This is a genomic window from Pseudomonas sp. FW300-N2A2, assembly GCF_017351735.1.
Lineage (GTDB): Bacteria > Pseudomonadota > Gammaproteobacteria > Pseudomonadales > Pseudomonadaceae > Aquipseudomonas > Aquipseudomonas migulae.
The window spans coordinates 89,194-109,144 of sequence record NZ_JACNDU010000008.1; the positions used below are offsets into that span (position 1 = coordinate 89,194).

General features: G+C 59.2%; 22 protein-coding genes and 1 pseudogene. 8 read left to right on the forward strand and 15 right to left on the reverse strand.

The window, feature by feature from the left end:
- Positions 1 to 85 precede the first annotated feature (85 nt).
- Together J4E42_RS13555 and J4E42_RS13560 are read left to right on the forward strand one after the other, a co-directional pair.
- Positions 86 to 571, forward strand: coding sequence for a GNAT family N-acetyltransferase (locus tag J4E42_RS13555; protein WP_207285434.1), 486 nt, complete (start codon positions 86 to 88; stop codon positions 569 to 571).
- Between the two features lie 7 nt (positions 572 to 578).
- Positions 579 to 1,184, forward strand: a complete 606-nt coding sequence (locus J4E42_RS13560) for a pyridoxamine 5'-phosphate oxidase family protein (protein WP_008038543.1) — start codon at positions 579 to 581, stop codon at positions 1,182 to 1,184.
- Between the two features lie 133 nt (positions 1,185 to 1,317).
- On the opposite strand, the gene J4E42_RS13565 is transcribed toward J4E42_RS13560, so the two are convergent.
- The 3 genes from J4E42_RS13565 to J4E42_RS13575 all read right to left on the reverse strand — a co-directional run bounded on the left by J4E42_RS13565 (position 1,318) and on the right by J4E42_RS13575 (position 3,117).
- Positions 1,318 to 1,806 (reverse strand): GNAT family N-acetyltransferase, encoded by a 489-nt coding sequence (locus J4E42_RS13565; RefSeq protein ID WP_207285435.1) that lies wholly within the window; start codon positions 1,804 to 1,806, stop codon positions 1,318 to 1,320.
- A 96-nt stretch (positions 1,807 to 1,902) separates the two neighbouring features.
- Entirely contained in the window at positions 1,903 to 2,388 is a 486-nt protein-coding gene (locus tag J4E42_RS13570) for a GyrI-like domain-containing protein (protein ID WP_207285436.1), read from the reverse strand.
- 66 nt (positions 2,389 to 2,454) lie between these two features.
- Entirely contained in the window at positions 2,455 to 3,117 is a 663-nt protein-coding gene (locus J4E42_RS13575; protein ID WP_207285437.1) for a LysE family translocator, read from the reverse strand.
- A 140-nt stretch (positions 3,118 to 3,257) separates the two neighbouring features.
- On the opposite strand from J4E42_RS13575, the gene alaC reads away from it, so the two are divergent.
- Positions 3,258 to 4,475, forward strand: a complete 1,218-nt coding sequence (gene alaC / locus J4E42_RS13580) for an alanine transaminase (RefSeq protein WP_008038550.1) — start codon at positions 3,258 to 3,260, stop codon at positions 4,473 to 4,475.
- Positions 4,476 to 4,574: 99 nt separating this feature from the next.
- Here the strand turns inward: alaC and J4E42_RS13585 are convergent, their stop codons facing one another.
- The 3 genes from J4E42_RS13585 to J4E42_RS13595 form a co-directional block, all read right to left on the reverse strand.
- A complete protein-coding gene (locus J4E42_RS13585; RefSeq protein WP_207285438.1) occupies positions 4,575 to 4,862 on the reverse strand; it encodes an Ig-like domain-containing protein in 288 nt (95 codons plus the stop codon).
- A gap of 359 nt (positions 4,863 to 5,221) precedes the next feature.
- Positions 5,222 to 6,574, reverse strand: coding sequence for a GntP family permease (locus J4E42_RS13590; RefSeq protein ID WP_008038555.1), 1,353 nt, complete (start codon positions 6,572 to 6,574; stop codon positions 5,222 to 5,224).
- Positions 6,575 to 6,656: 82 nt separating this feature from the next.
- Positions 6,657 to 7,190 carry a gluconokinase gene (locus tag J4E42_RS13595; protein WP_192229135.1) on the reverse strand — a complete coding sequence of 178 codons (534 nt, stop codon included), beginning with the start codon at positions 7,188 to 7,190 and terminating at the stop codon, positions 6,657 to 6,659.
- A 215-nt stretch (positions 7,191 to 7,405) separates the two neighbouring features.
- Between J4E42_RS13595 and J4E42_RS13600 the strand changes: the two genes are divergently transcribed.
- The 3 genes from J4E42_RS13600 (at position 7,406) to J4E42_RS13610 (ending at position 9,932) form a co-directional block, all read left to right on the forward strand.
- The gene (locus J4E42_RS13600; protein ID WP_008032586.1) at positions 7,406 to 8,437 is read left to right on the forward strand and encodes a LacI family DNA-binding transcriptional regulator; all 1,032 of its coding nucleotides are present in this window, start codon (positions 7,406 to 7,408) and stop codon (positions 8,435 to 8,437) included.
- A 140-nt stretch (positions 8,438 to 8,577) separates the two neighbouring features.
- Positions 8,578 to 9,210 carry a glutathione S-transferase family protein gene (locus tag J4E42_RS13605; protein WP_008038561.1) on the forward strand — a complete coding sequence of 211 codons (633 nt, stop codon included), beginning with the start codon at positions 8,578 to 8,580 and terminating at the stop codon, positions 9,208 to 9,210.
- A 158-nt stretch (positions 9,211 to 9,368) separates the two neighbouring features.
- A complete protein-coding gene (locus J4E42_RS13610; RefSeq protein WP_207285439.1) occupies positions 9,369 to 9,932 on the forward strand; it encodes a hypothetical protein in 564 nt (187 codons plus the stop codon).
- 305 nt (positions 9,933 to 10,237) lie between these two features.
- Here J4E42_RS13610 and J4E42_RS29715 read toward each other — a convergent pair whose 3' ends face one another.
- The 3 genes and pseudogenes from J4E42_RS29715 to J4E42_RS13620 all read right to left on the reverse strand — a co-directional run bounded on the left by J4E42_RS29715 (position 10,238) and on the right by J4E42_RS13620 (position 12,837).
- Positions 10,238 to 10,807 (reverse strand): methyl-accepting chemotaxis protein, encoded by a 570-nt coding sequence (locus J4E42_RS29715; protein WP_404943249.1) that lies wholly within the window; start codon positions 10,805 to 10,807, stop codon positions 10,238 to 10,240.
- Positions 10,781 to 11,557: pseudogene (locus J4E42_RS29720) on the reverse strand (PAS domain-containing protein); the annotation flags it as partial. The gene J4E42_RS29715 and the pseudogene J4E42_RS29720, both read right to left, overlap by 27 nt.
- A 407-nt stretch (positions 11,558 to 11,964) precedes the next feature.
- Positions 11,965 to 12,837 carry a LysR family transcriptional regulator gene (locus tag J4E42_RS13620; RefSeq protein ID WP_207285441.1) on the reverse strand — a complete coding sequence of 291 codons (873 nt, stop codon included), beginning with the start codon at positions 12,835 to 12,837 and terminating at the stop codon, positions 11,965 to 11,967.
- Positions 12,838 to 12,936: 99 nt separating this feature from the next.
- On the opposite strand from J4E42_RS13620, the gene gstA reads away from it, so the two are divergent.
- A complete protein-coding gene (gene gstA / locus J4E42_RS13625) occupies positions 12,937 to 13,539 on the forward strand; it encodes a glutathione transferase GstA (protein WP_207285442.1) in 603 nt (200 codons plus the stop codon).
- Between the two features lie 103 nt (positions 13,540 to 13,642).
- Here gstA and J4E42_RS13630 read toward each other — a convergent pair whose 3' ends face one another.
- The 4 genes from J4E42_RS13630 to J4E42_RS13645 all read right to left on the reverse strand — a co-directional run bounded on the left by J4E42_RS13630 (position 13,643) and on the right by J4E42_RS13645 (position 17,297).
- On the reverse strand, positions 13,643 to 14,656 hold the full coding sequence (locus tag J4E42_RS13630) for an ABC transporter substrate-binding protein (RefSeq protein WP_008033013.1): 1,014 nt from the start codon (positions 14,654 to 14,656) through the stop codon (positions 13,643 to 13,645).
- Complete coding sequence (locus tag J4E42_RS13635) at positions 14,653 to 15,186, reverse strand: sigma-70 family RNA polymerase sigma factor (protein WP_008038576.1); 534 nt, start codon at positions 15,184 to 15,186, stop codon at positions 14,653 to 14,655. Before J4E42_RS13635 ends, J4E42_RS13630 begins: the two co-directional genes overlap by 4 nt.
- Before the next feature lie 243 nt (positions 15,187 to 15,429).
- The gene (locus tag J4E42_RS13640; RefSeq protein WP_207285443.1) at positions 15,430 to 16,221 is read right to left on the reverse strand and encodes a phosphate/phosphite/phosphonate ABC transporter substrate-binding protein; all 792 of its coding nucleotides are present in this window, start codon (positions 16,219 to 16,221) and stop codon (positions 15,430 to 15,432) included.
- A 134-nt stretch (positions 16,222 to 16,355) separates the two neighbouring features.
- Positions 16,356 to 17,297 carry a fatty acid desaturase gene (locus J4E42_RS13645; protein WP_207285444.1) on the reverse strand — a complete coding sequence of 314 codons (942 nt, stop codon included), beginning with the start codon at positions 17,295 to 17,297 and terminating at the stop codon, positions 16,356 to 16,358.
- A 405-nt stretch (positions 17,298 to 17,702) separates the two neighbouring features.
- Here J4E42_RS13645 and J4E42_RS13650 point away from each other — a divergent pair, with 405 nt between their 5' ends.
- Positions 17,703 to 18,119, forward strand: a complete 417-nt coding sequence (locus J4E42_RS13650; protein WP_207285445.1) for a GNAT family N-acetyltransferase — start codon at positions 17,703 to 17,705, stop codon at positions 18,117 to 18,119.
- Positions 18,120 to 18,244: 125 nt separating this feature from the next.
- Here J4E42_RS13650 and def read toward each other — a convergent pair whose 3' ends face one another.
- Both def and J4E42_RS13660 read right to left on the reverse strand, forming a co-directional pair.
- Positions 18,245 to 18,784, reverse strand: coding sequence for a peptide deformylase (gene def / locus J4E42_RS13655; protein ID WP_008032999.1), 540 nt, complete (start codon positions 18,782 to 18,784; stop codon positions 18,245 to 18,247).
- Entirely contained in the window at positions 18,781 to 19,743 is a 963-nt protein-coding gene (locus J4E42_RS13660) for a YihY/virulence factor BrkB family protein (RefSeq protein ID WP_008032998.1), read from the reverse strand. The genes def and J4E42_RS13660 overlap by 4 nt, the downstream gene beginning before the upstream one ends.
- Positions 19,744 to 19,951 lie beyond the last annotated feature (208 nt).

Consider the following 19,951-nt stretch of genomic DNA (forward strand, 5'->3'; position numbering starts at 1 on the left):
AGATCGACAGTCAAATTAAAAATAATCCATGGGCGCAAACTCGCTAGAATCCGAGGCTCATTTCTGTTGGAAAAAGGACACTCCAGTGACAACCCGACTCGTGCCTTACGAAAGCCTGAACGCGAAGCAGCGCCAGGAGGTGGAGGCCATCGAAGTTCACCAGGAACAGATCAAGTTCTCCGGTGACATCCACGGTGCATTGCACACCCTGCTGTCCAAACCCGGCCCCGGCGTCAAAGGATTCGCCCTGCTGGTCGAGGATGTCCCGGTGGCTTTCCTGCTGCTCAAACGCCCGCCAGTGCTGCCGGCCTGGGCCGACGAACACAGCGCCACCCTGCATGCGTTGCAAGTCGATCAGCGTCAACAGGGCAAAGGTTATGGCAAGGCCTGCCTGCAAGCCTTACCGGAGGTCGCGCGTCAGGCGTTTCCGGAAATACGGGGGCTGGAGTTGTCGGTGGATGCGGACAACGAAGCAGCCATCGCGCTGTATGCAAAATTCGGCTGGGTCGACAGCGGCGAGGCCTATAAGGGCCGGATCGGTTACGAACGGCGGATGGGGCTGATTCTCTGAGGTGGTTATGCTCGACAGCATCGAAGCACTGGAAGCAATTTACGGCCAACCCCACGAACGCGCGGTGCGCAAGCAAATCGCCTTTCTGAACGAGGATTATCAAGCGATGGTTCGCGCCTCGCCGCTGGTGATCATCAGCTCGGTCGGCCCCGACGGCCTGGACGGCTCGCCGCGCGGAGACACACCGGGTTTCGTGCGAATCATCGATGAGCGCACCCTGGCGATCCCGGATCGCCCGGGCAACAACCGCATCGACACGCTACGCAATGTGGTGTTCGATCCGCGGGTGTCGCTGTTGTTCATCATCCCGGGGATCGGCGAAACCTTGCGGGTCAACGGCGCAGCGCAGATCAGCAATGAGCCGGCCTTGCTGGAAAGCTTCGCGGTCAACGGTAAACCCGCGCGCACGGTGATGCTGGTGACGGTGGAGGCGGCGTTTTTTCACTGTTCGAAAGCAATTGTGCGTTCGGATTTGTGGAACCCCGAAAAGCACCTGGATCGCTCGGCGCTGCCGACGGCGGGGGCTTTTCACAAGCGCTTGAATGACGGGCAGTTTGATGCAGAGACATATGACCGGGAAGCGCCGGTGAGGGTGCGGGACAGCCTTTATTAGATCGATGTGGCGACTTTTGGATTGCCTTCGCGGGCAAGCCTCGCTCCTACAGGTTCATGGTGAATTCAGGAGCACACCAAACCTGTAGGAGCGAGGCTTGCCCGCGAAAGCATTTCACACCACACCGCATCAATCAGAGCGCCAACACCATCTCATGCCACGCCATTCCGCCATGGTCCGACGCGGAAGGTTTGATGTAGGCAAACCCGAACCCGGCGTACAGCGGAATGTGCCGCTCCTTGCACATCAGGTTGATGCTGGCCTTGCCCAGCGCACGCATGCGCTCGATGAACTCGCCCATCAGACGTTTCGCCAAACCCTGCCCCTGATAATCCGGATGCACCACCACCGACATGATCACCACGTGCGGGCCGGCCGGGTCGTGGCCGATCAGTTCCTTGAACGCTTCGTCCGACATTTCCACCTGAAACGCCGCACCGGAGTTGATGAAACCGGCTACAACACCGTCCACTTCGGCGACGATAAAACCTTCAGGCCAGGTGGCGATGCGCGTGGCGATTTTTTCTCGGGTGGCAGCTTCGTCACCTTCGTAGGCAACGGTTTCGATGGCGTAGCAGCGGTCCAGGTCAGCGGGGGTGACGTGGCGGATGACGGTGTTCATGGCGGCTCGGAATCAGCGGAGAAAGGCCGGGGATCATAAATCAGCCTGGGCATGACATCGAGAGGCGCATCGTTGATCCGCCTCCCGACGTACACCTCACGCTTTGATCGGCACCCAGATTTCCAGTTTTCCGGTGTTGAGCTTCGGGTTGAAGTCTTCGCTGTAGCGCTCATATTCCGGAGCATCCAGCACTTCATGTCCGGACTGCGGTTGCCAGGTGCCGAAGATGTGCTGAAACAGCTGCGGCAAGGTATCCAACGGCCCTTTGTGCTCGAACACCGCATACAGCTGAGGCTGGACTTCTACCCAACGGTACTGATCCGGCAAGTCGTCGAGCTTGCTGATCTCGACGCCGGCGATGTAGTCGAAGCCGCCCTTGCCATCGAAATTGCAACACACGCCGTAGGTCACTTCGCCCTTCTGGCCAGGAACGTTTCCGATGTGCGGAATGAATTTTTCCCAGAGCGCTGGAATGCCCTGGGTGGTTTGCTGAGTAAACCGTCCACTAAGCCCCGCAATGAGCAGGAAGTGCCCATGTTCGAAGCGTGGACCCGGGATTTCGACGCTATTTTTATCATCCATGACTCGACTCCTGGTACAAAAAGTGGGTTCGGCTAGGAGTATAGAAGCCAAACCCGATTCGCCCAATTACAGCGTATGCAACGCCTCGACCGCGCCAGCGCCAACAAACTCGTTGTACCCCGATAGGATCACGTACACCGCGAAATAGCAGAAGATCGCCGCCGATGCCATGTACGAATAACGCAGCAGCTTGTCGCCCAGCAACTTGCCGCCATGGCTCGCGGCGAAGCACAGGCCTGCCGACCACAACAGTCCGGCACAGAGAAATCCGCCGAGGAACAATGCCGAGCTGAGCGCCCCGCCACCGCCAGACCGCGCGATCAGCGTGCCGCCCACCGCCGCGAACCAGAGAATGGCGCTGGGTGACGACATCGCCAGGAAGATCCCGCGAAAGAACTCCTTGCGGTGCGAGTTGTGGCCCACTTCGGCGGTCTCGGCCAACAGCGCCTCATGGTGGATTGCCGAATAGATCATCTTCGCCGCGAAATAGATCAGCAACGCCGAACCACCAATCCACAGTACCCAGCGCACGGTTTCGTATTGCAGCAAAACGGTCATGCCGGCCAAGGCCAGCACGGCGTAAATCAGGTCGCCGACGCAGGTGCCCAACCCCAGCGCAAAGCCTTGAAAATAGCCGCGCTGCATGGCCAGCGTGATCATCGCGATGTTGGCTACGCCGATGTCCAGGCACAGAGAAAGGCTCAGCAGAAAGCCGCTGCTAAATTCCATCGACCGATTTCCTTCGGAAAAAAATTATTTACGTGGAGGCTGGACAGTCTGCCACAGCTGCCCTTACATTCCGCCACAGGTCACCGCAGTGACCAGCGTCGCTCGGACGGTTCCGGGCGCTTACGTTATCCGAGGCAACAATGGCCGAACAAGGTTCGCCGCGCCGCTTTGCGCGCATAGATCGACTCCCCCCTTACGTATTCAACATCACCGCCGAGCTGAAGATGGCCGCCCGTCGCCGTGGCGAAGACATCATCGACTTGAGCATGGGCAATCCCGACGGCCCGACGCCGCCGCACATTGTCGAAAAACTCGTCACCGTCGCCCAGCGCGAAGACACCCACGGTTATTCCACGTCCAAGGGCATTCCGCGTCTGCGCCGGGCGATTTCCAACTGGTACAAGGAACGCTACGAGGTCGACATCGACCCGGAAAGCGAAGCCATCGTGACCATCGGTTCCAAGGAAGGCCTGGCGCACTTGATGCTTGCCACCCTGGACCAGGGCGACACCGTGCTGGTGCCGAACCCGAGCTACCCGATTCACATCTACGGTGCCGTGATTGCCGGCGCCCAGGTGCGTTCGGTGCCGTTGATTCCGGGCGTGGACTTCTTCGCCGAACTGGAACGGGCGATTCGCGGCTCGATCCCGAAACCGAAAATGATGATTCTCGGCTTCCCGTCCAACCCGACCGCGCAGTGCGTGGAGCTGGATTTCTTCGAGCGCGTCATCGCCCTCGCCAAGCAGTACGACGTGCTGGTGGTGCACGACCTGGCCTACGCCGACATCGTCTACGACGGCTGGAAAGCCCCGTCGATCATGCAGGTGCCGGGCGCCAAGGACATCGCGGTGGAGTTTTTCACCCTGTCCAAGAGCTACAACATGGCGGGTTGGCGCATCGGTTTCATGGTCGGCAACCCGGAACTGGTCAACGCCCTGGCGCGGATCAAGAGCTACCACGACTACGGCACTTTCACACCGCTGCAAGTCGCGGCGATTGCCGCACTGGAAGGCGATCAGCAGTGCGTGAAAGACATCGCCGAGCAGTATCGGCAGCGACGCAACGTGCTGGTCAAAGGCCTGCATGAACTGGGCTGGATGGTGGAAAACCCGAAAGCGTCGATGTACGTCTGGGCGAAGATTCCCGAAGCGTATGCGCATCTTGGCTCGTTGGAATTCGCCAAGAAACTGCTCGCCGAAGCCAAGGTCTGCGTCTCGCCGGGTGTCGGGTTCGGGGAATACGGGGATGATCATGTGCGCTTCGCGCTGATCGAAAACCAGGACCGGATTCGTCAGGCCGTGCGCGGGATTCGCGGGATGTTCAGGGCGGATGGGCTGGTAAGCAAAACCACCGGCTAGAGAAACAATCTCGGGAGCGGCCACGTCCGTGTCCGCTCCCGATTCGATTCAATTGTCTTCAGGCGTTATTGGAAAAAACCTGTCCCTGAAAGCAAACGGCTAGCCGACAACCGTAAAGGTCCGCAATTCTGTCCACTCCGAATCGACGCCCTCTACGTTTTGTCTAGCCTTGACTTTGTATTTCCCTTTTTCCCACGAAGAAAGTGAAGGCACTTGCCATTGACCTGAAGACATCACGTCAACCGAACCCAGCACCGTTCCGTCATGTAGCGCAACAGTTACCTTCCCCCCGATGATCGCCGTCCCAATAAACGTTGGTCTTAGACTTTCCTCAGCACCTTCAGTGGGAAGGATAATTTCGGGTTTATCAACAATAGGCGTGCTCATAGAGTCTGCTCCTCATCCATGGTTCGACGATCAAACAGGAACCCGTGACTGGCGCTCCTTTCAAGGAGGGATGTTCGACGTGTCCATGCAAGTCGTCTACCTGTGAGAAATGACAGTTCCGACAAGTGGTTGTGTCGTCAGTACCCAAAAGATTTGGCTTGTCGCAGATTCCTGCCCATAAAAAAAACCGCAAAAATGCGGTTTTTTGTTATCGGTAATGATCGAAACCAGCGTCTACGGAGGTTCGACAATCCATGTAGGAGCCGGCTTGCTGGCGATGCAGGCGACTCGGTTTAACGTCTAACCGAGTCGACGCCATCGCCAGCAAGCCGGCTCCTACACATGCGTTGCGGTGTTGCTTAAACGAACAACGACAACAGCAGGATAAAGCCAAGGCCAACCACGGACAGGATGGTTTCCATCGCCGTCCAGGTCTTGAAGGTTTCCGCCACGGTCATGTTGAAGTACTGCTTCACCAGCCAGAAACCCGCGTCGTTGACGTGAGACAGGATCAACGAACCGGCGCCGGTCGCCAGCACCAGCAGCTCACGGTTCACACCCGGAATCATCCCCACCACCGGCACCACGATGCCTGCGCCAGTAATGGTCGCCACGGTCGCCGAACCGGTCGCGATACGGATCACCGCCGCCACCAGCCAGGCCAGCAGGATCGGCGAGATTTGTGCGGCCACGGCCATGTTGCCGATGACATTACCCACGCCGCTGGTCACCAGCATCTGCTTGAAGCCACCACCGGCACCGATGATCAGGATGATCGCGGCGGTTGGCGCGAGGCTCGCATCCAGCCATTTGAGCATCTGGTTGGAGCCAATGCCCTGCTTGTAACCGAAGGTGTACAGCGACAGCAGCAACGCCAGCAGCAGGGCCGAGATCGGGTGACCGATCAGGTCCATGAAGGTGCGGAAGAAGTTGCCGTCCGGCAGCACCACGTCGGCGAAGGTCTTGAGCAACATCAGGAACACCGGCGACAGCACGGTGATCAAGGTGATGGAGAAGCTCGGGAGATCGGCAGAATCGTTCTCACGCGCCAGTTGATCCACCAGTTCCTGGTTGGGATGACCGGGAATGTACTTGGCAATGAAAGTGCCGTAGATCGGGCCGGCAATGATGGCCGTCGGCAGGGCAACGATCAGGCCGTAGAGAATGGTCTTGCCGATGTCGGCACCGAACACGCCGATGGCCAGCAATGGACCCGGGTGCGGCGGAACGAGCCCGTGCACGGCAGACAGACCGGCCAGCAGCGGGATACCGATCTTGATGATCGACACGCCGGTACGCCGGGCGACGATGAACACCAGCGGGATCAGCAGTACAAAACCGATTTCGAAGAACAGCGGAATGCCGACCAGGAACGCGGCGAACATCATTGCCCACTGCACTTTGTCCTTGCCGAACGCGCGAATCAGCGTCTGGGCAATCTGATCCGCCCCGCCCGACTCGGCCATCATTTTGCCGAGCATCGTGCCCAGCGCGAGGATAATGCCGACGAAACCGAGCACGCCACCGAAGCCGTCCTGGAACGCCTTGATGATGGTGCCGATCGGCATGCCGGAAGTCAGCCCGAGAAAGGCTGCGGCAATAATCAGGGCAATGAACGGGTGAAATTTGAACTTGGTGATCAGGACGATAAGCCCGATCACCGTGACCACTGCATCGAGCAGCAGGAACGTCTCGTGGGACATGCCAAACATTAGGGGTGTCTCCTGGTTGTTGTTGTTATTAAAACGGGTAATTCGAAAGCCATAAGGACAGCGCTATCTCTTCAAGCAAAATTTAACCGGCGCGTTTCAAGCCGTGTTCCAGCCACCAGGCGTGGGCTTGCTTCGCCAACTGGTCGACGCTGTGGTTCGAAGCATCGAGGGCCAACGTCAGCGGTTCGCCAACCGGGGATTCAAGGGTGGCGAACTGGCTGTCGATCAGGGTCGACGGCATGAAATGGCCCGGCCGATGGGAGACGCGATCGGCCGCCACTTCAGGCGTGAGTTCAAGGAACACAAAGCCCAGGCCCGGCAAGGCGCTGCGCAAAACTTCGCGGTAACTGTGTTTGAGGGCCGAGCAGGTCAACACCGGGCGTTGGCCCGTGGCGTCGACGCGGCGCAGTTCATCGCACAGGCTGTCGAGCCAGCCGGCACGGTCGTCGTCGTTCAGGGGGATACCCGCGCTCATCTTTTCGATATTGGCGGCAGGGTGGAAAGTATCGCCTTCAATGGCAGTCGCGCCGCTGAGCTGGCACAAGGCTTCGCTAACGCAGGTCTTGCCGCAACCGGCAACGCCCATGATGACCAGGGCGGTGATGGGATGATTCATGTAACACCTCAGCGCGCAGACAGCGCTACCTTTGCCAGTTATGACACTAGACGAAAAGTAGAAGTTGCCGACGCCTTCTTGTCATTTTTGTGGGTTGCAGCATGTTCGTTCCGGACGCCGAAAAGCGAGGTTCAGGCAAAACTCGCTTACGCATTTGCAGCTGCATCGGGACAGCGCTACCTTAGTGCCTTGAATTTTGTTTGGCAAGCCGCCCGATGACCTCTCCTAAAAACGATAAAAATACGCGAACCACTGGCCGTCCTACCCTCAATGAAGTAGCCCGACTGGCCGGCGTCAGCCCGATTACCGCCTCCCGCGCCTTGCGCGGCGTGAGTACGGTGGCCACCGAACTGGTGGAAAAAGTCCAGAAAGCCGCGCTTGAACTCAACTACGTGGTCAACCCCGCCGCCCGTGCGTTAGCCTCGGCCCAGAGCCATTCCGTGGTGGTTTTGGTGCCGTCGCTGTCCAACTTGCTGTTCATCGACACCCTGGAAGCCATTCATCAGGTTTTACGACCGAAGGGCTTCGAAGTGCTGATCGGCAACTTCCATTACTCGCGTGATGAAGAAGAAAACCTGCTGCGCAATTACATGGCCTATCAGCCGCGCGGTTTGCTGCTGACCGGGTTTGATCGCACCGAAAGTTCGCGGCGGATGATCGAGGCGAGCAATATTCCCTGCGTGTACATGATGGAACTCGACAGCGCTGCGGGCCTCAATTGCGTGGGTTTCTCGCAACTGGCGGCCGGCGAAACGGCGGCGGAGCATTTGCTGTCCCGCGGTCGCAAGCGTCTGGCGTACATCGGTGCGCAACTGGATCAACGCACGTTGCTGCGCGGCGAAGGGTTTCGCAAAGCCCTGCAAAAGGCTGGTCGGTATGACCCGGACCTGGAAGTGCTGACGCCCCGCGCCTCCTCCGTCGGCCTGGGTGGCGAGCTGTTCCTGCAACTGATCGCCAGTCATCCCGATGTCGACGCGATCTTCTTCGGCAACGACGACCTGGCCCAGGGCGCGCTGCTGGAAGCGATGCGCTGCGGAATCAAAATCCCCGAACAAGTGGCGGTCCTCGGTTTCAACGACCTGCCGGCCTCGGCGCACATGGTCCCGCGCCTGAGCAGCATCAACACCCCGCGCGAGGCAATTGGCCGGCGAGCGGCAGAGCAGATGCTGACGTTGATGGCGGGCAACACCGTGGCGAAACCGGTTCAGGACATGGGGTTCGAATTGAAGGTGCGCGAAAGCACGTAACACCTGTAGGAGCCGGCTTGCCGGCGATCGAATCACCTCGGTCCGTCAGATTCAACGCGGTGATGCGATCGCCAGCAAGCCGGCTCCTACAGAGGTATTCTGATCTTCCGGAAGCATCGAATCGCTAAAGGAGCCGTTCCATGGAACATGCACTGAAGATTCTCGGCAAAGCCTCATCCATCAACGTCAGAAAAGTCCTGTGGACCTGCGACGAACTGGGCCTTTCCTACGAACGCGAGGACTGGGGCAGCGGGTATGCGTCGACCCACAGTCCCGAATTTGTCCGGCTCAACCCCAACGCACAGGTGCCGGTGATCATTGATGAGGCCGGCGTGCTGTGGGAGTCCAATACCATCTGCCGTTACCTGGCCGGCAAACACCCACACGCTGAATTGCTGCCGCACGAACCGGCGGCGCGCGCCCGGGTGGAGCAGTGGATGGATTGGCAAGCCACCGATCTCAATTCGTCCTGGAGCTACGCGTTCACGGCGCTGGTACGCAAAGACCCGGAATTCCAGGACGCGCACCGGATTGCCACGGGCTTGCGCGGCTGGAATCAGAAGATGGGCATCCTCGAGCATCAGCTCGCGACCACCAAAGCCTATGTTGCCGGACCACGGTTCACGCTGGCCGATATCGTCATAGGGCTGTCAGTCAACCGTTGGCTGATGACGCCGATGGATCGACCGGACTTCCCGGCCATCGACGAATATTTCCAACGCCTGGCGCAACGCCCCGGGTTCCTCAAACACGGCTGCAACGGCCTGCCTTGATCGGTCGACCTCTGCCGTCGGGCGGCAAAGGTTGACCGCAACTCTTTCGTTTCCTGCTCAAGCAAAAATACAACTCATTGAAAATATTGGGCTTTATTGCTTGGGCACGCTAATTGCACAAGTCGCTGCACCGCAAACACCTACAAGGTCTACTCATCATGTTGGTCAGTGCAAAGCAAAACCTAATGACGCCGCTTCCCAAAAAGCCGGGCGACGAACCAACTGCGGACGCCGCCGCGGGTCTTCAAGGTGGCCTGCAAGCCGCGTTGATGCAGAGCGTGCAAAACAATATCCAGCTGCAGAACGTGAAGAATGCCGGGATGGTCCAGGCGTCTGCTTCCAGGCTCGCCACGGAACAGGTCAACGCCGCCAATAAAATCAGCGACAACGTCGATGAAGCGTTCGCCAAGACCCGTGTCGCGCTGCAAGCCACCGATGCTTCGACAGTGCCAAAGGCCGGTGAAAGCACCGCCATGACCGACTTCAAGGACTACATGAGCAAAACCCCGGAACAGCGGTTGCGCGACAGTATTCTGAAGGAGATGGGGATTACCGAAGAAGACCTGAAAGCCATGCCGCCGGAGAAACAACTGGCGGTCGGTAAAGAGATTGCCGAGCGTCTGCAAGACAAGATAAAACTGGCTCAGGCCGAGAAAGAAAACGGCAGCAGCAGTGAAAAAAGCGGCGCCCAGGTGGTCGACAAGTTCCTCGCGTCGCTCTGACCACGCGGATGCTTCTGTAGGAGCCAGCTTGCTGGCGATGGCGATCTCGCGGACGCCATCGCCGGCAAGCCGGCTCCTACAGGGATCGTGACGGATTCTGGATGTGGGCTCACCCAAGAACTGTAGGAGCCAGCTTGCTGGCGATGGCGATCTCGCGGACGCCATCGCCGGCAAGCCGGCTCCTACAGGGATCGTGACGGATTCTGGATTGTGGGTTCACCCAAGAACTGTAGGAGCCAGCTTGCTGGCGATGGCGCCCTGAAGATCGCCATCGCCGGCAAGCCGGGCTCCTACAGGTCAGCGTTTCAATTCAATTGCAGCGTTGAATTGAACTGGCTGATCGCGTCCACCACATGCCGCGAGCCTTGCTGGATTTCCAGGATCACCTCCCCCGCCTCGTTCGCCAGTTCCACCCCAAGGCCGGTGCGGCTCAAGCTCGACTGCATGCTCGACACCGCGCTCAACGACAAATCGTGGTTTTTGCGCACCACCTCGACAATCTCCAACGTCGCCTGGCTCGTACGTGCCGCGAGGCTGCGAACCTCATCCGCCACCACGGCAAACCCTCGGCCGTGCTCCCCGGCCCGCGCCGCCTCGATGGCCGCGTTGAGCGCCAGCAGGTTGGTCTGGTCGGCAATGCCGCGAATGGTCTGAACGATGGTGCCGATGATGTCGGACTGTTTGCTCACCGCATCAATGCTCAGCGCCGCTTCGTTCAAGTCCCTGGAAATGTCCTGGATGATCTGCACCGTCTGCTGCACCACCTGAGATCCCTTCTGCGCGCAGGCATCGTTCTGCACCGAAGTGCTGTGGGCCGACTCCGCAGCCGTTTGCAGCGTGGTCACTTGCTGCGTGATGTCGCTGGCGAACTTCACCACTTTGTACAAACGACCCTTGGCGTCGAACAACGGGTTGTAGGACGCTTCGAGAAAAATCGTATGACCGTGCTTGTCTCTGCGTTCGAAACGGTGCGAGTGATATTCCCCGCGATTCAGTGAAGCCCAGAACCCTTTGTAAGACGGCGATTCGGCTTCGGCGCGGTGGCAAAACAGGCTGTGATGCTGACCGACGATTTCGTTGAGCGCGTAATGCGTGGTCTTCAGGAAGTTTTCATTGGCGGTGATTACATTGCCAGCGGGGGTGAATTCGATCACCGCCATCGAACGACCGATTGCCGCGAGCATGCTTTCGTTTTCGTGTTCCTTGTTCACCCTGTCCGTAATGTCGGTGGCGACTTTGATCACACTGCTGACTTGCCGGTCGGGACCGATAACCGGCATGTAACTGGCTTCGAGCCAGATCTCCTTGCCGCCCTTGTTCAAGCGCAGGAAAGTCCCGCTGAGCGACTCGCCACGGGCCAGGTCACGCCACAATTTGGCGTAGGCTTCGCTGCGATAAAACGCTTCCTCGCAAAAAATCCGGTGATGTTTGCCGCGCACTTCTTCGGCGCTGTAACCCATGGCTTTGCAAAAGTTGTCGTTGGCATCGAGCACGATGCCGTCAGGGGTGAACTCAATCATCGCCATCGAACGACTGACGGCCGCCAACTTGGCGTTGGCCTCGGTCAGCGCACAGCTGTAGCGCTCGATTTCCTGCAGGTCAGCCTTGTGATGTAGGTTAAACATGGTCGTATCACCCTAAGCGCGGTCGTTTGATTGATGAAAGTTCTTCGGTCTTTCAACGTATCCACCACAACGTTCCATGGAACAGGCACACGCATTCCTCCACGGGAGGAACTGTCAGGTGATCAATGATGTTGAATCGGAGAGTCCATGTGGCAACGCTCTTATCAAGACATCCGTCTCTTGATAGCCCGGGACCGGGCCAGCCCTAACGTTTTCATAAGTAACTCCCTTTATCGTAAAACTCCTTGCCGCTCGCATCGGTGCCTTGGGGTGCGCACTCTGAAGCGTGCATGCCGGCCTTCACATGGCGACCGACATGGTTCGTCAGGACTGAGCATAGCCAGCCGCAATAGGCTTGCAAGGCCACTAGTCGGCCAGTATTGAGGACAAAAACGGTTCAGCTTGATTCAGTGTTCAGCCAGCATGCTCAACAACGCCTGCACCGCTGCCGAGGGTTGTTTGTTTGCGGCGACCACCAAGGCAAACTCACGATCGATACGCGGTTTGACCGGCACCACACGCAGCCCCTGGAGATGGGTGGGCAAGGTCATTTCCGGCACCAGGGTGACTCCGATGTTTTCGCGCACCAGCGTGAACGCACTGCTCCACTCGCGGACCTCGACCCGAACGTCGCGCAATTGCAGACCGGCATCGGCGGCCAGGCTGCGGGCGTTGGTCGAACAGCCGCCCGTGGCCAGCACAAACGGCTGGTCTGCCAACTCCGCGAGGGTGACGCCTTGTTCAATCGAGCGGCGTGCCAAGGGATGGCCACCGGGCAACACCGCGACCCAGGCATCGCACCCCAAACGCCCGGCATTGCGCTCCGGCGCCGGGTTCAGCACCACACCCACATCCACCAGGCCGGCGCCGAGCAGTGCTTCCACTTCATCGTCGCTGACTTCCAGCGCGACCACCTGAATGCCGGGGTAAAGCCGGCTGAATGTGCGCAGCAGCGGCGGCAGAAAGGTTGCCAGCACCATGGGAAAACTCGCCAGGCGAATCGTCCCGCGCTGGATGTCTTTCGCGGCATCGACGGTGCTGCGGATGTTTTCCAGGGCGCCGAGCATGGTCCGGGCCTGCTCGATGACCGGCAGGCCGATAGCGGTCGGCAGCGTTTGGCGATTCTCCCGAGTGAACAGCTGAACGCCGAGGGTATCTTCGATCAGCGCCAACGCTTGGCTCGCGCCTGACTGGGTCATGCCGACCCGTTCGGCCGCGCGGGTAATGTTGCCCGTATCGGCCACTGCCACCACCATTCGCCAGTGCATCAGATTCATCATGGCAGTAGCTTTCCTTATGGCAGTTTTCTTAAAGATTAATTTTACCGAGGGCGCCGCGCACTATGACACTGGCGCAAATCCCCAACCAGAGCCCTGCCGATGAAGTTGTATTACGCCCCTCAAGCCTGCTCGCTGGCACCGCACATTGTGCTGCGTGAACTGGACCTGCCGTTCGAGTTGATCCGCGTCGATAACCGCACCAAACGGACCGCGAACGGTGCCGATTTCCTCGCCATCAACCCGAAGGGTTACGTCGCGGCGCTGCAACTCGACAACGGTGACGTGGTGACTGAAGGCCCGGCGATCCTGCAATACCTGGCGGACCTGCGACCCGAGGCGAACCTGGCGCCCGTGAACGGGACGTTCGAGCGAGTGCGGTTGCAGGAGTCGCTGAATTTCGTTTCGACGGAGATTCATGGCGGGCTGGGTTGGCTGTTCAACGCGCAGCTCCCCGAGGAGGTGAAAGCGCTGATCAGGGAGAAGTTGTTCAAGCGCTTTGCGGTGTTGTGTCAGACGCTGGAGCGCCAGGATTATCTGCTGGCGGGTGGGTTCAGCGTGGCGGATGCTTACTTGTTTACGGTGTTGCGGTGGGCGCCGTTGTTTGCGATAGATTTGAATGAATGGCCGGCGCTGGTGCGGTTTCAGGCGCGGGTTGATTTGCGCCCGGCGGTGCAAGCGGCGTTGGCCGTGGAGTTGGTGTAAGGTTTTAGATTGATTCGCGGGCAAGCCTCGCTCCTACAGGATTAACGATACCTTTGTAGGAGCGAGGCTTGCCCGCGAAATCGATGTAACAGACGCCGAAAAATTACAAACTTGCACTCACCTTGGTCGCCACCTCACCCGGCACCCAACCCTTCCAGATCTGCGGCTGATCGCGCAAAAACGCTTCCGCCACCTGACGCGGTTGCTGGCGTTTTTCGCTCATCTGCGCCAGCGTCTGGTTCAGCAGATCGATCGGGAAATCGACTTTCTCGAAGAACGACACCAAGTCCGGATACTGCGTCTTGAACGGTGCAGACACGCCGATCGCCAGGCTCGCAGGCATCGAGCGCGTGCCTTTGGGGTTTGGGTTGTTGGCATCGGCCAGGGTCTTCCAGGCTTCGGCATCAAACGGCGGTTCTTCGAGTTTCACCAGTTTGAAGCGCCCCAATAGCGGCGTCGGCGACCAGTAGTAGAACAACACCGGTTTGCCGCGACGGATCGACGAGGCCACTTCGGCATCCAGCGCCGCGCCGGAGCCGGTGCGGAAGTTGACGAAGCTGGTGGTCAGGTCGTAGGCCTTGAGTTTCTGACTGTTGACGATCTCCGAAGTCCAGCCGGTCGGGCTGTTGAGGAAGCGTCCGCGACTCGGGTCTTCGGGGTCGCGGAACACGTCTTTGTAGCGCGCCAGATCGGCGACGGATTTCAGCTCCGGCGCCAGCGGTTTGATCCCGCGTTCCGGGTCGCCCTTGATCACGTATTCCGGCACCCACCAGCCTTCGGTGGCGCCTTTGACGGTGTCGCCCAGCCCGAACACTTTGCCTTCCGACGCCGCCTTGACCCACGCCGGACTGCGCCCGGCCCACTCTTCGCCGATCACTTGAATGTCGTTCTTGGCCAATGCCGCTTCGAGGCTGACGGTGCTGCCCGGCAAAGTGTCGGTCGGATAGCCGTAACCTTTTTCGACGATCAGCCGCAGGATCTCGGTGATCAGACTGCCGCTTTCCCAGGTGATGTCACCAAAGTGGATCGGCTTGGTTTGTTCCGCGGCGGGAACGTGGGTCGCCACAAGGCTCAGGGCCAGCAGCGAACTGCCGAGCAGGGTTTTGATCGATTTCATGCGGACCTCTGGTGCAAGGGTTCATTGGCGCTGTGCTGGGCGCACAACGCTTGGGAGCGGGTCATGTAGACGCTGACCGAGCGCTGGGAAATGCCCAGTTCGGCAGCGATTTGCGGGTACGTCAGGCCATCGATGCGCGACAACAGGAACGTCGCCCGGACTTTGCCCGGCAAACGCTCAAGCGTTCGGTCGAGGCGGTGCAACGCCTGGGTCAGTTGCAGCAATTCCTCGGGCGAGGACGCTTGGGGCTGATCGAGGTGTTGCAGTTGATCGAGGTGCTGACGCTCCAGATCGCGGCGGCGCCAGAGTTGATAAATCAACCGGCGGGCGATGGTGGTGAGCAAGGCGCGGGGCTCGCGGATCGGCGTCAGCCCCGGCGATTCGAGCAGTTGCGCGAAGGTCTCGGCGGCGATGTCTTCGACGCTGGAACTGGCCCCGAGAAACTGGCGCAACCGAGCGCAGAGCCAGGGGTAATGGGCGCGGAACAATCCGCCCACATCGTTTCGATGGGATACGTCGGTGCCGGACATAGAGGCTCCAAGGGTTAGGGTCGCTGAATGTCCGGTGGTCCGGTGAGGCGAATCCTAGCAAGGAGCCTTATTCTTTAATAATACTTAAAATGCATTTTTATATTCCATCAAGGAATTAACGTTGTGTTTGATAGATTGCCTTCGCGGGCAAGCCTCGCTCCTACAGGTTCCATATCGTTCGCCAATTCCTTGATCGACACAAAACCTGTAGGAGCGTGGCTTGCCCGCGAAGGCGATCTCTACTCAACGCAACCGCCCAAACCCCAACGCCTCGGCTTCCTGCTGATAATCGAGAACGATTTGATAGTCGCTCTCGCCGGCCGGCAACACCTCGTGTAACCCAAGGACTTCGGCGACATCGGGCCATTCCCGCAGCGTCTCGTTCATCACCTGCCGCAGCGCCTCTACCTGTTCATCGGTCGCCGTCGCAACGGTGATATACGGCAAGGTCGGGCTGAACGCGCTACGCACCACCACGCGCAATCCCGCCACTTCCTCTTCGGCGTGCCGCGCCAGGTAGGCGAAGGTCACGCTATCGATGGCGGCGAGGTCGGCTTGATCTTCACGCAGCCAGCGCAGGCTCTCGCGGTGGCTGCCGCTGATGCCGACGCTGGCGAAGAACTGCCCGTCGCGGTGCAACGGCGCCAGTCGTTGACGCAGCAGGTTCATGCCGCTGTTGGAGTCTTCGCCGTTGATCACACCACGGCTGCCGAAAAACGCGGGCAAGGTCCGGCGTGAATCATCGGCACGACTGAGCAGCAGGCTGCAATGGTTGCCGCCGCTGCTGTCCGGCAGTTCGTAACGAGGCCGGCCGATGACCCGAACCTGGCCGCGCAATGCGGTCATCAGCGGATAGCCGCAGGTTTGGGTCAGCAGCAACTGCGGGGACAGCCACAGGTCCATCAGCGACAGCCCTTCGGCGTTGCGGCGGGTGGCACCCAGACGTTCGAGGATTCGCGTCAGCCAACGCTCGTTGGCCTGGCGGATGGAGTCGGGGGCGACGTACATCAGTAATTCGGCGAGGTGTTGAGTCATCAAAATCTCTCAAACAACAAACATCTACTGTAGGAGCCGGCTTGCCGGCGATGGCGGCGTATCAGTCCCATCAATGCAACATGACACACCGCCATCGCCAGCAAGCTGGCTCCTACAGGGGAATGTATTGGCAATCAGTGGAAGGGGTGTTTCGGGCTGTCGATCGCCTTTATCCCGTTCTCACGCCACAACTGAGCATAACCCTGCACCAGAAACCCGCCGCTGCGCGCCACCCATTGCTCGCGGCGTGCGTGGTAGGCGCGGGGCAAGTCGTACCAGGGCAGACCCGGCAAGTCGTGATGCACCAGATGAAAATTCAGGTTCAGGAACAGCCAGCGCCATGGCCAGCCGGCTTCATTGAGCACGGTGCGTTGCTCGGGTTGCGCATGGGGGCGGTGCTCATAGTAGGAGCGGATCATTGCAATCGATAGCGCCGGCACGCTGATCAGCAACAGGTAATGCCACACCGGCACCACGCTGTAATGGGCGATGTACAGCAACATCGACACGGTCAGTGCGCCGTGGGTCAGCCACATCAACCAGGCCTGTCGATCACCCGATCTCAAGCGCTGCAGTTCTTCGCGCGCCAGCGCCAGCAAGGCCAGCGGCGCACCGATGATGAAGCGTCCGAGTACGGTTTTGTTCAGCCAGTGCAGGCTCTGTTCGAACACGGAACTGCCCTGCCACCGCTCGGCACTCAGGTAACGGCTTTCCGGATCGATGCCCGGCAAGGTCAGGTCTTCGTCGCGGTGATGCAGCAGATGGCTGTCGCGATACAACGTGTAGGGGTACCAGACGGCGAACGGTGCGTAACCGAGGATTTTGTTCAGCGTGGTCCAGCGGGTGGGATGACCGTGGAGCAATTCGTGCTGCACCGACAACCACAGCACCACCAGCGGAATCAGCAGCAACGTGCTCCACCAGACACCCAATCGATTGCTGGCCAGCATGATGCCGAACCAGCCGCCGTACACGCCGATCAGCAGCAACCAGGTCGGCCACTCGGTGCGAGCAGTCAGGCGCTGGCGCAGGGTTTCGATTTCTTCTCGGTGGGCACTATCGAAGTAATGGGGCATGGCGTTGCTCAGATCGGGGACCAGTCCCCTTCTGTGCAATGGCATCGGGAAATCTTGCAGATTATTTTGCCCCCCTCTGTAGGAGCCGGCTTGCTGGCGATTCAGGCAACGCGGTCTGCCTGACACACCGAGTGGTCTGAATCGCCAGCAAGCCGGCTCCTACAGGGGGGCGTGCGTTTCATGCTTACCGCTTAATGGCCGAACACACCCACCTTCTTGGCCTTCTTGTCCGCGCGTTTTTCATCGGCGGTTTTCGCCGGTTTCTTCTTCGCTGCTTTTTTTGAATCCATGCCTTTGGCCATGATACGTACTCCACTCATACGGGATGTGAGATCAGGTATACACCTATCCCCGGCCGCCCGTTCTTTTATAATCGCCCGCTTTGCGCACACACAGACCCGCCCCATGCCCGACACTCAATACACCTTGCTCGACGAGCCGTTATGGCCCCTGATGAACAAGTTTTATCGCGCCCACCAATCGTCGATGAAAGCGGTCCGCGACGCTCAATTGTGGGTGGCCCGGCGCAACGAGATCATTGCGGCGCTGTGCTTGCGACCGGTCTCGGGCGGGCATTGGTTGACCGGTTTGTTTGTCGACCCGGCCTGTCGTGAACAAGGGATCGCAGCGGCGCTGATTGCCGAAGCGGTGAACGGTCTCGACCAACCGGTGTGGCTGTTCTGCCACCCGGACTTGCGGGGTTTTTATGAGCGTCGCGGGTTTACCTTCGATCCGTCCATGCCATACGCGATGGTCGAACGCTTGAGCCGTTATGCGCGCAGCAAACCGATGATAGCGATGGGGCTGGAGCCGGTTGGATAGACATGAAGATCAACTGTAGGAGTGAGACCGGCTTGCCGGCGATGAGGCCGTGACAGTCAATACTTTTGGTGACTGACACGCCGCAATCGCGAGCAGGCTCGCTCCTACAGGGTTTGACGGTGAGGTCAATCGTCGGCGTTGGGATCTAGATCCGGAAACATCACTTCGGTAAACCCGAATTTGCTGAAGTCGGTAATCCGTGACGGGTACAACCGGCCGATCAGGTGATCACACTCGTGCTGCACCACTCGGGCGTGAAACCCCGAAGCGATGCGCACGATCGGCTCGCCTTTCGGGTCAAAACCTTCATAGCGAATTTGCTGATACCGACTCACCGCGCCGCGTAATCCCGGCACCGACAGGCAGCCTTCAAACCCCTCTTCCATCACCGGGCTCAACGGCGTGATCAGCGGATTGATCAGGATCGTCTGCGGCACCGCTTCAGCGTCCGGATAACGCTCGCTGTGCTCGAAGCCGAAGATCACCAGTTGCAGGTCAACGCCGATCTGCGGCGCGGCCAGGCCCACCCCGCCGACGCTTTCCATGGTCTGGAACATGTCGTCGATCAGTTGCCACAGCTCGGGGCTGTCGAACATCTCGGCGGGGACCGGCGGCGCAATGCGCAGCAGGCGCTCGTCGCCCATTTTCAGGATTTCACGGATCATTTGATGACTTCGTCAGTGGGTGGTTTCACCGAGTGATCCCGGCCCAGTCCGGAAACGTGATGTTTCTCTTCGTGGACAGGACCGTGCTCGCCGGGGACCTTTTCGCCAGGGTCCTTGCCTTCGGTCGACATGTGTTCGATCACCGCATTCATTTCCGCGCCAAGCAGCAGCACTGCCGCGGAAATGTAGAAGTACAGCAACAGCACGATGATCGCGCCGATACTGCCATACATGGCGTTGTAGTTGGCGAAGGTCTTGACGTAAAACGCAAAGCCCAACGACGCGATGATCCACACCACCACCGCCAGCACCGAGCCTGGGGTGATGAAACGAAACTCCTGTTTGACGTCGGGCATGACGTAATAGATCAGCGCCACGGCAATCATCATCAGGATCACGATGACCGGCCAGCGAGCGATGGTCCAGACCGTGACAATAAAGTCTTCAAGGCCGACCTGCGCGGCGATCCAGCCCATCACTTGCGGCCCGAGCACCATCAGCGCGGCGGCAATCAGCAACATCCCGGCAATGCCGATCGTGTAGAAAACCGACAGCGGAAAACGCTTCCAGAACGGCCGGCCTTCGACCACGTCATACGCGGCGTTCATCGCGCTCATCATCAGTCGCACGCCGGCCGAGGCCGTATACAGCGCGATGACGATACCGACCGAGAGCAAGCCGCCCTTGGATTGCTGGAGCTGGTCGATCACCGGGTTCACCTGCTCCAGCGCCTGGGGCGGCAGGACCAGTTCCGATTGCAGGCGCAGCCAGGAAAAAAAGTCCGGCAGGTGCAGGAAACCGATCAGGGCAATCAGGAAAAGAATGAAGGGAAACAACGAAAACAGCATTTGATAGGCCAACGCCGAGGCATAGGTCGACATCTCGTCGGCGACGAACTCGGTGACCGTGCGCACCATCACGCGATGGAGGGGCACACCTTTCATGTCCGGGAAAATCATTAGCGTCTCCTTTCGCCGCAATGGGGTTGAAGTCGTGGCGACTCAGGGGCCGTTTTCTACATCAAAGTAGCCTACTTGGCGACTTTGAAACAATTTCCGTGTGCAAGTTCAGACTGACACAAAAACGACATTTCATCGTTCCGTGCAGGTTGGGCTTTATGTTTGCCGACCAACCCCCGAGAATGCGCAACGTATTCAGGCCACGGCC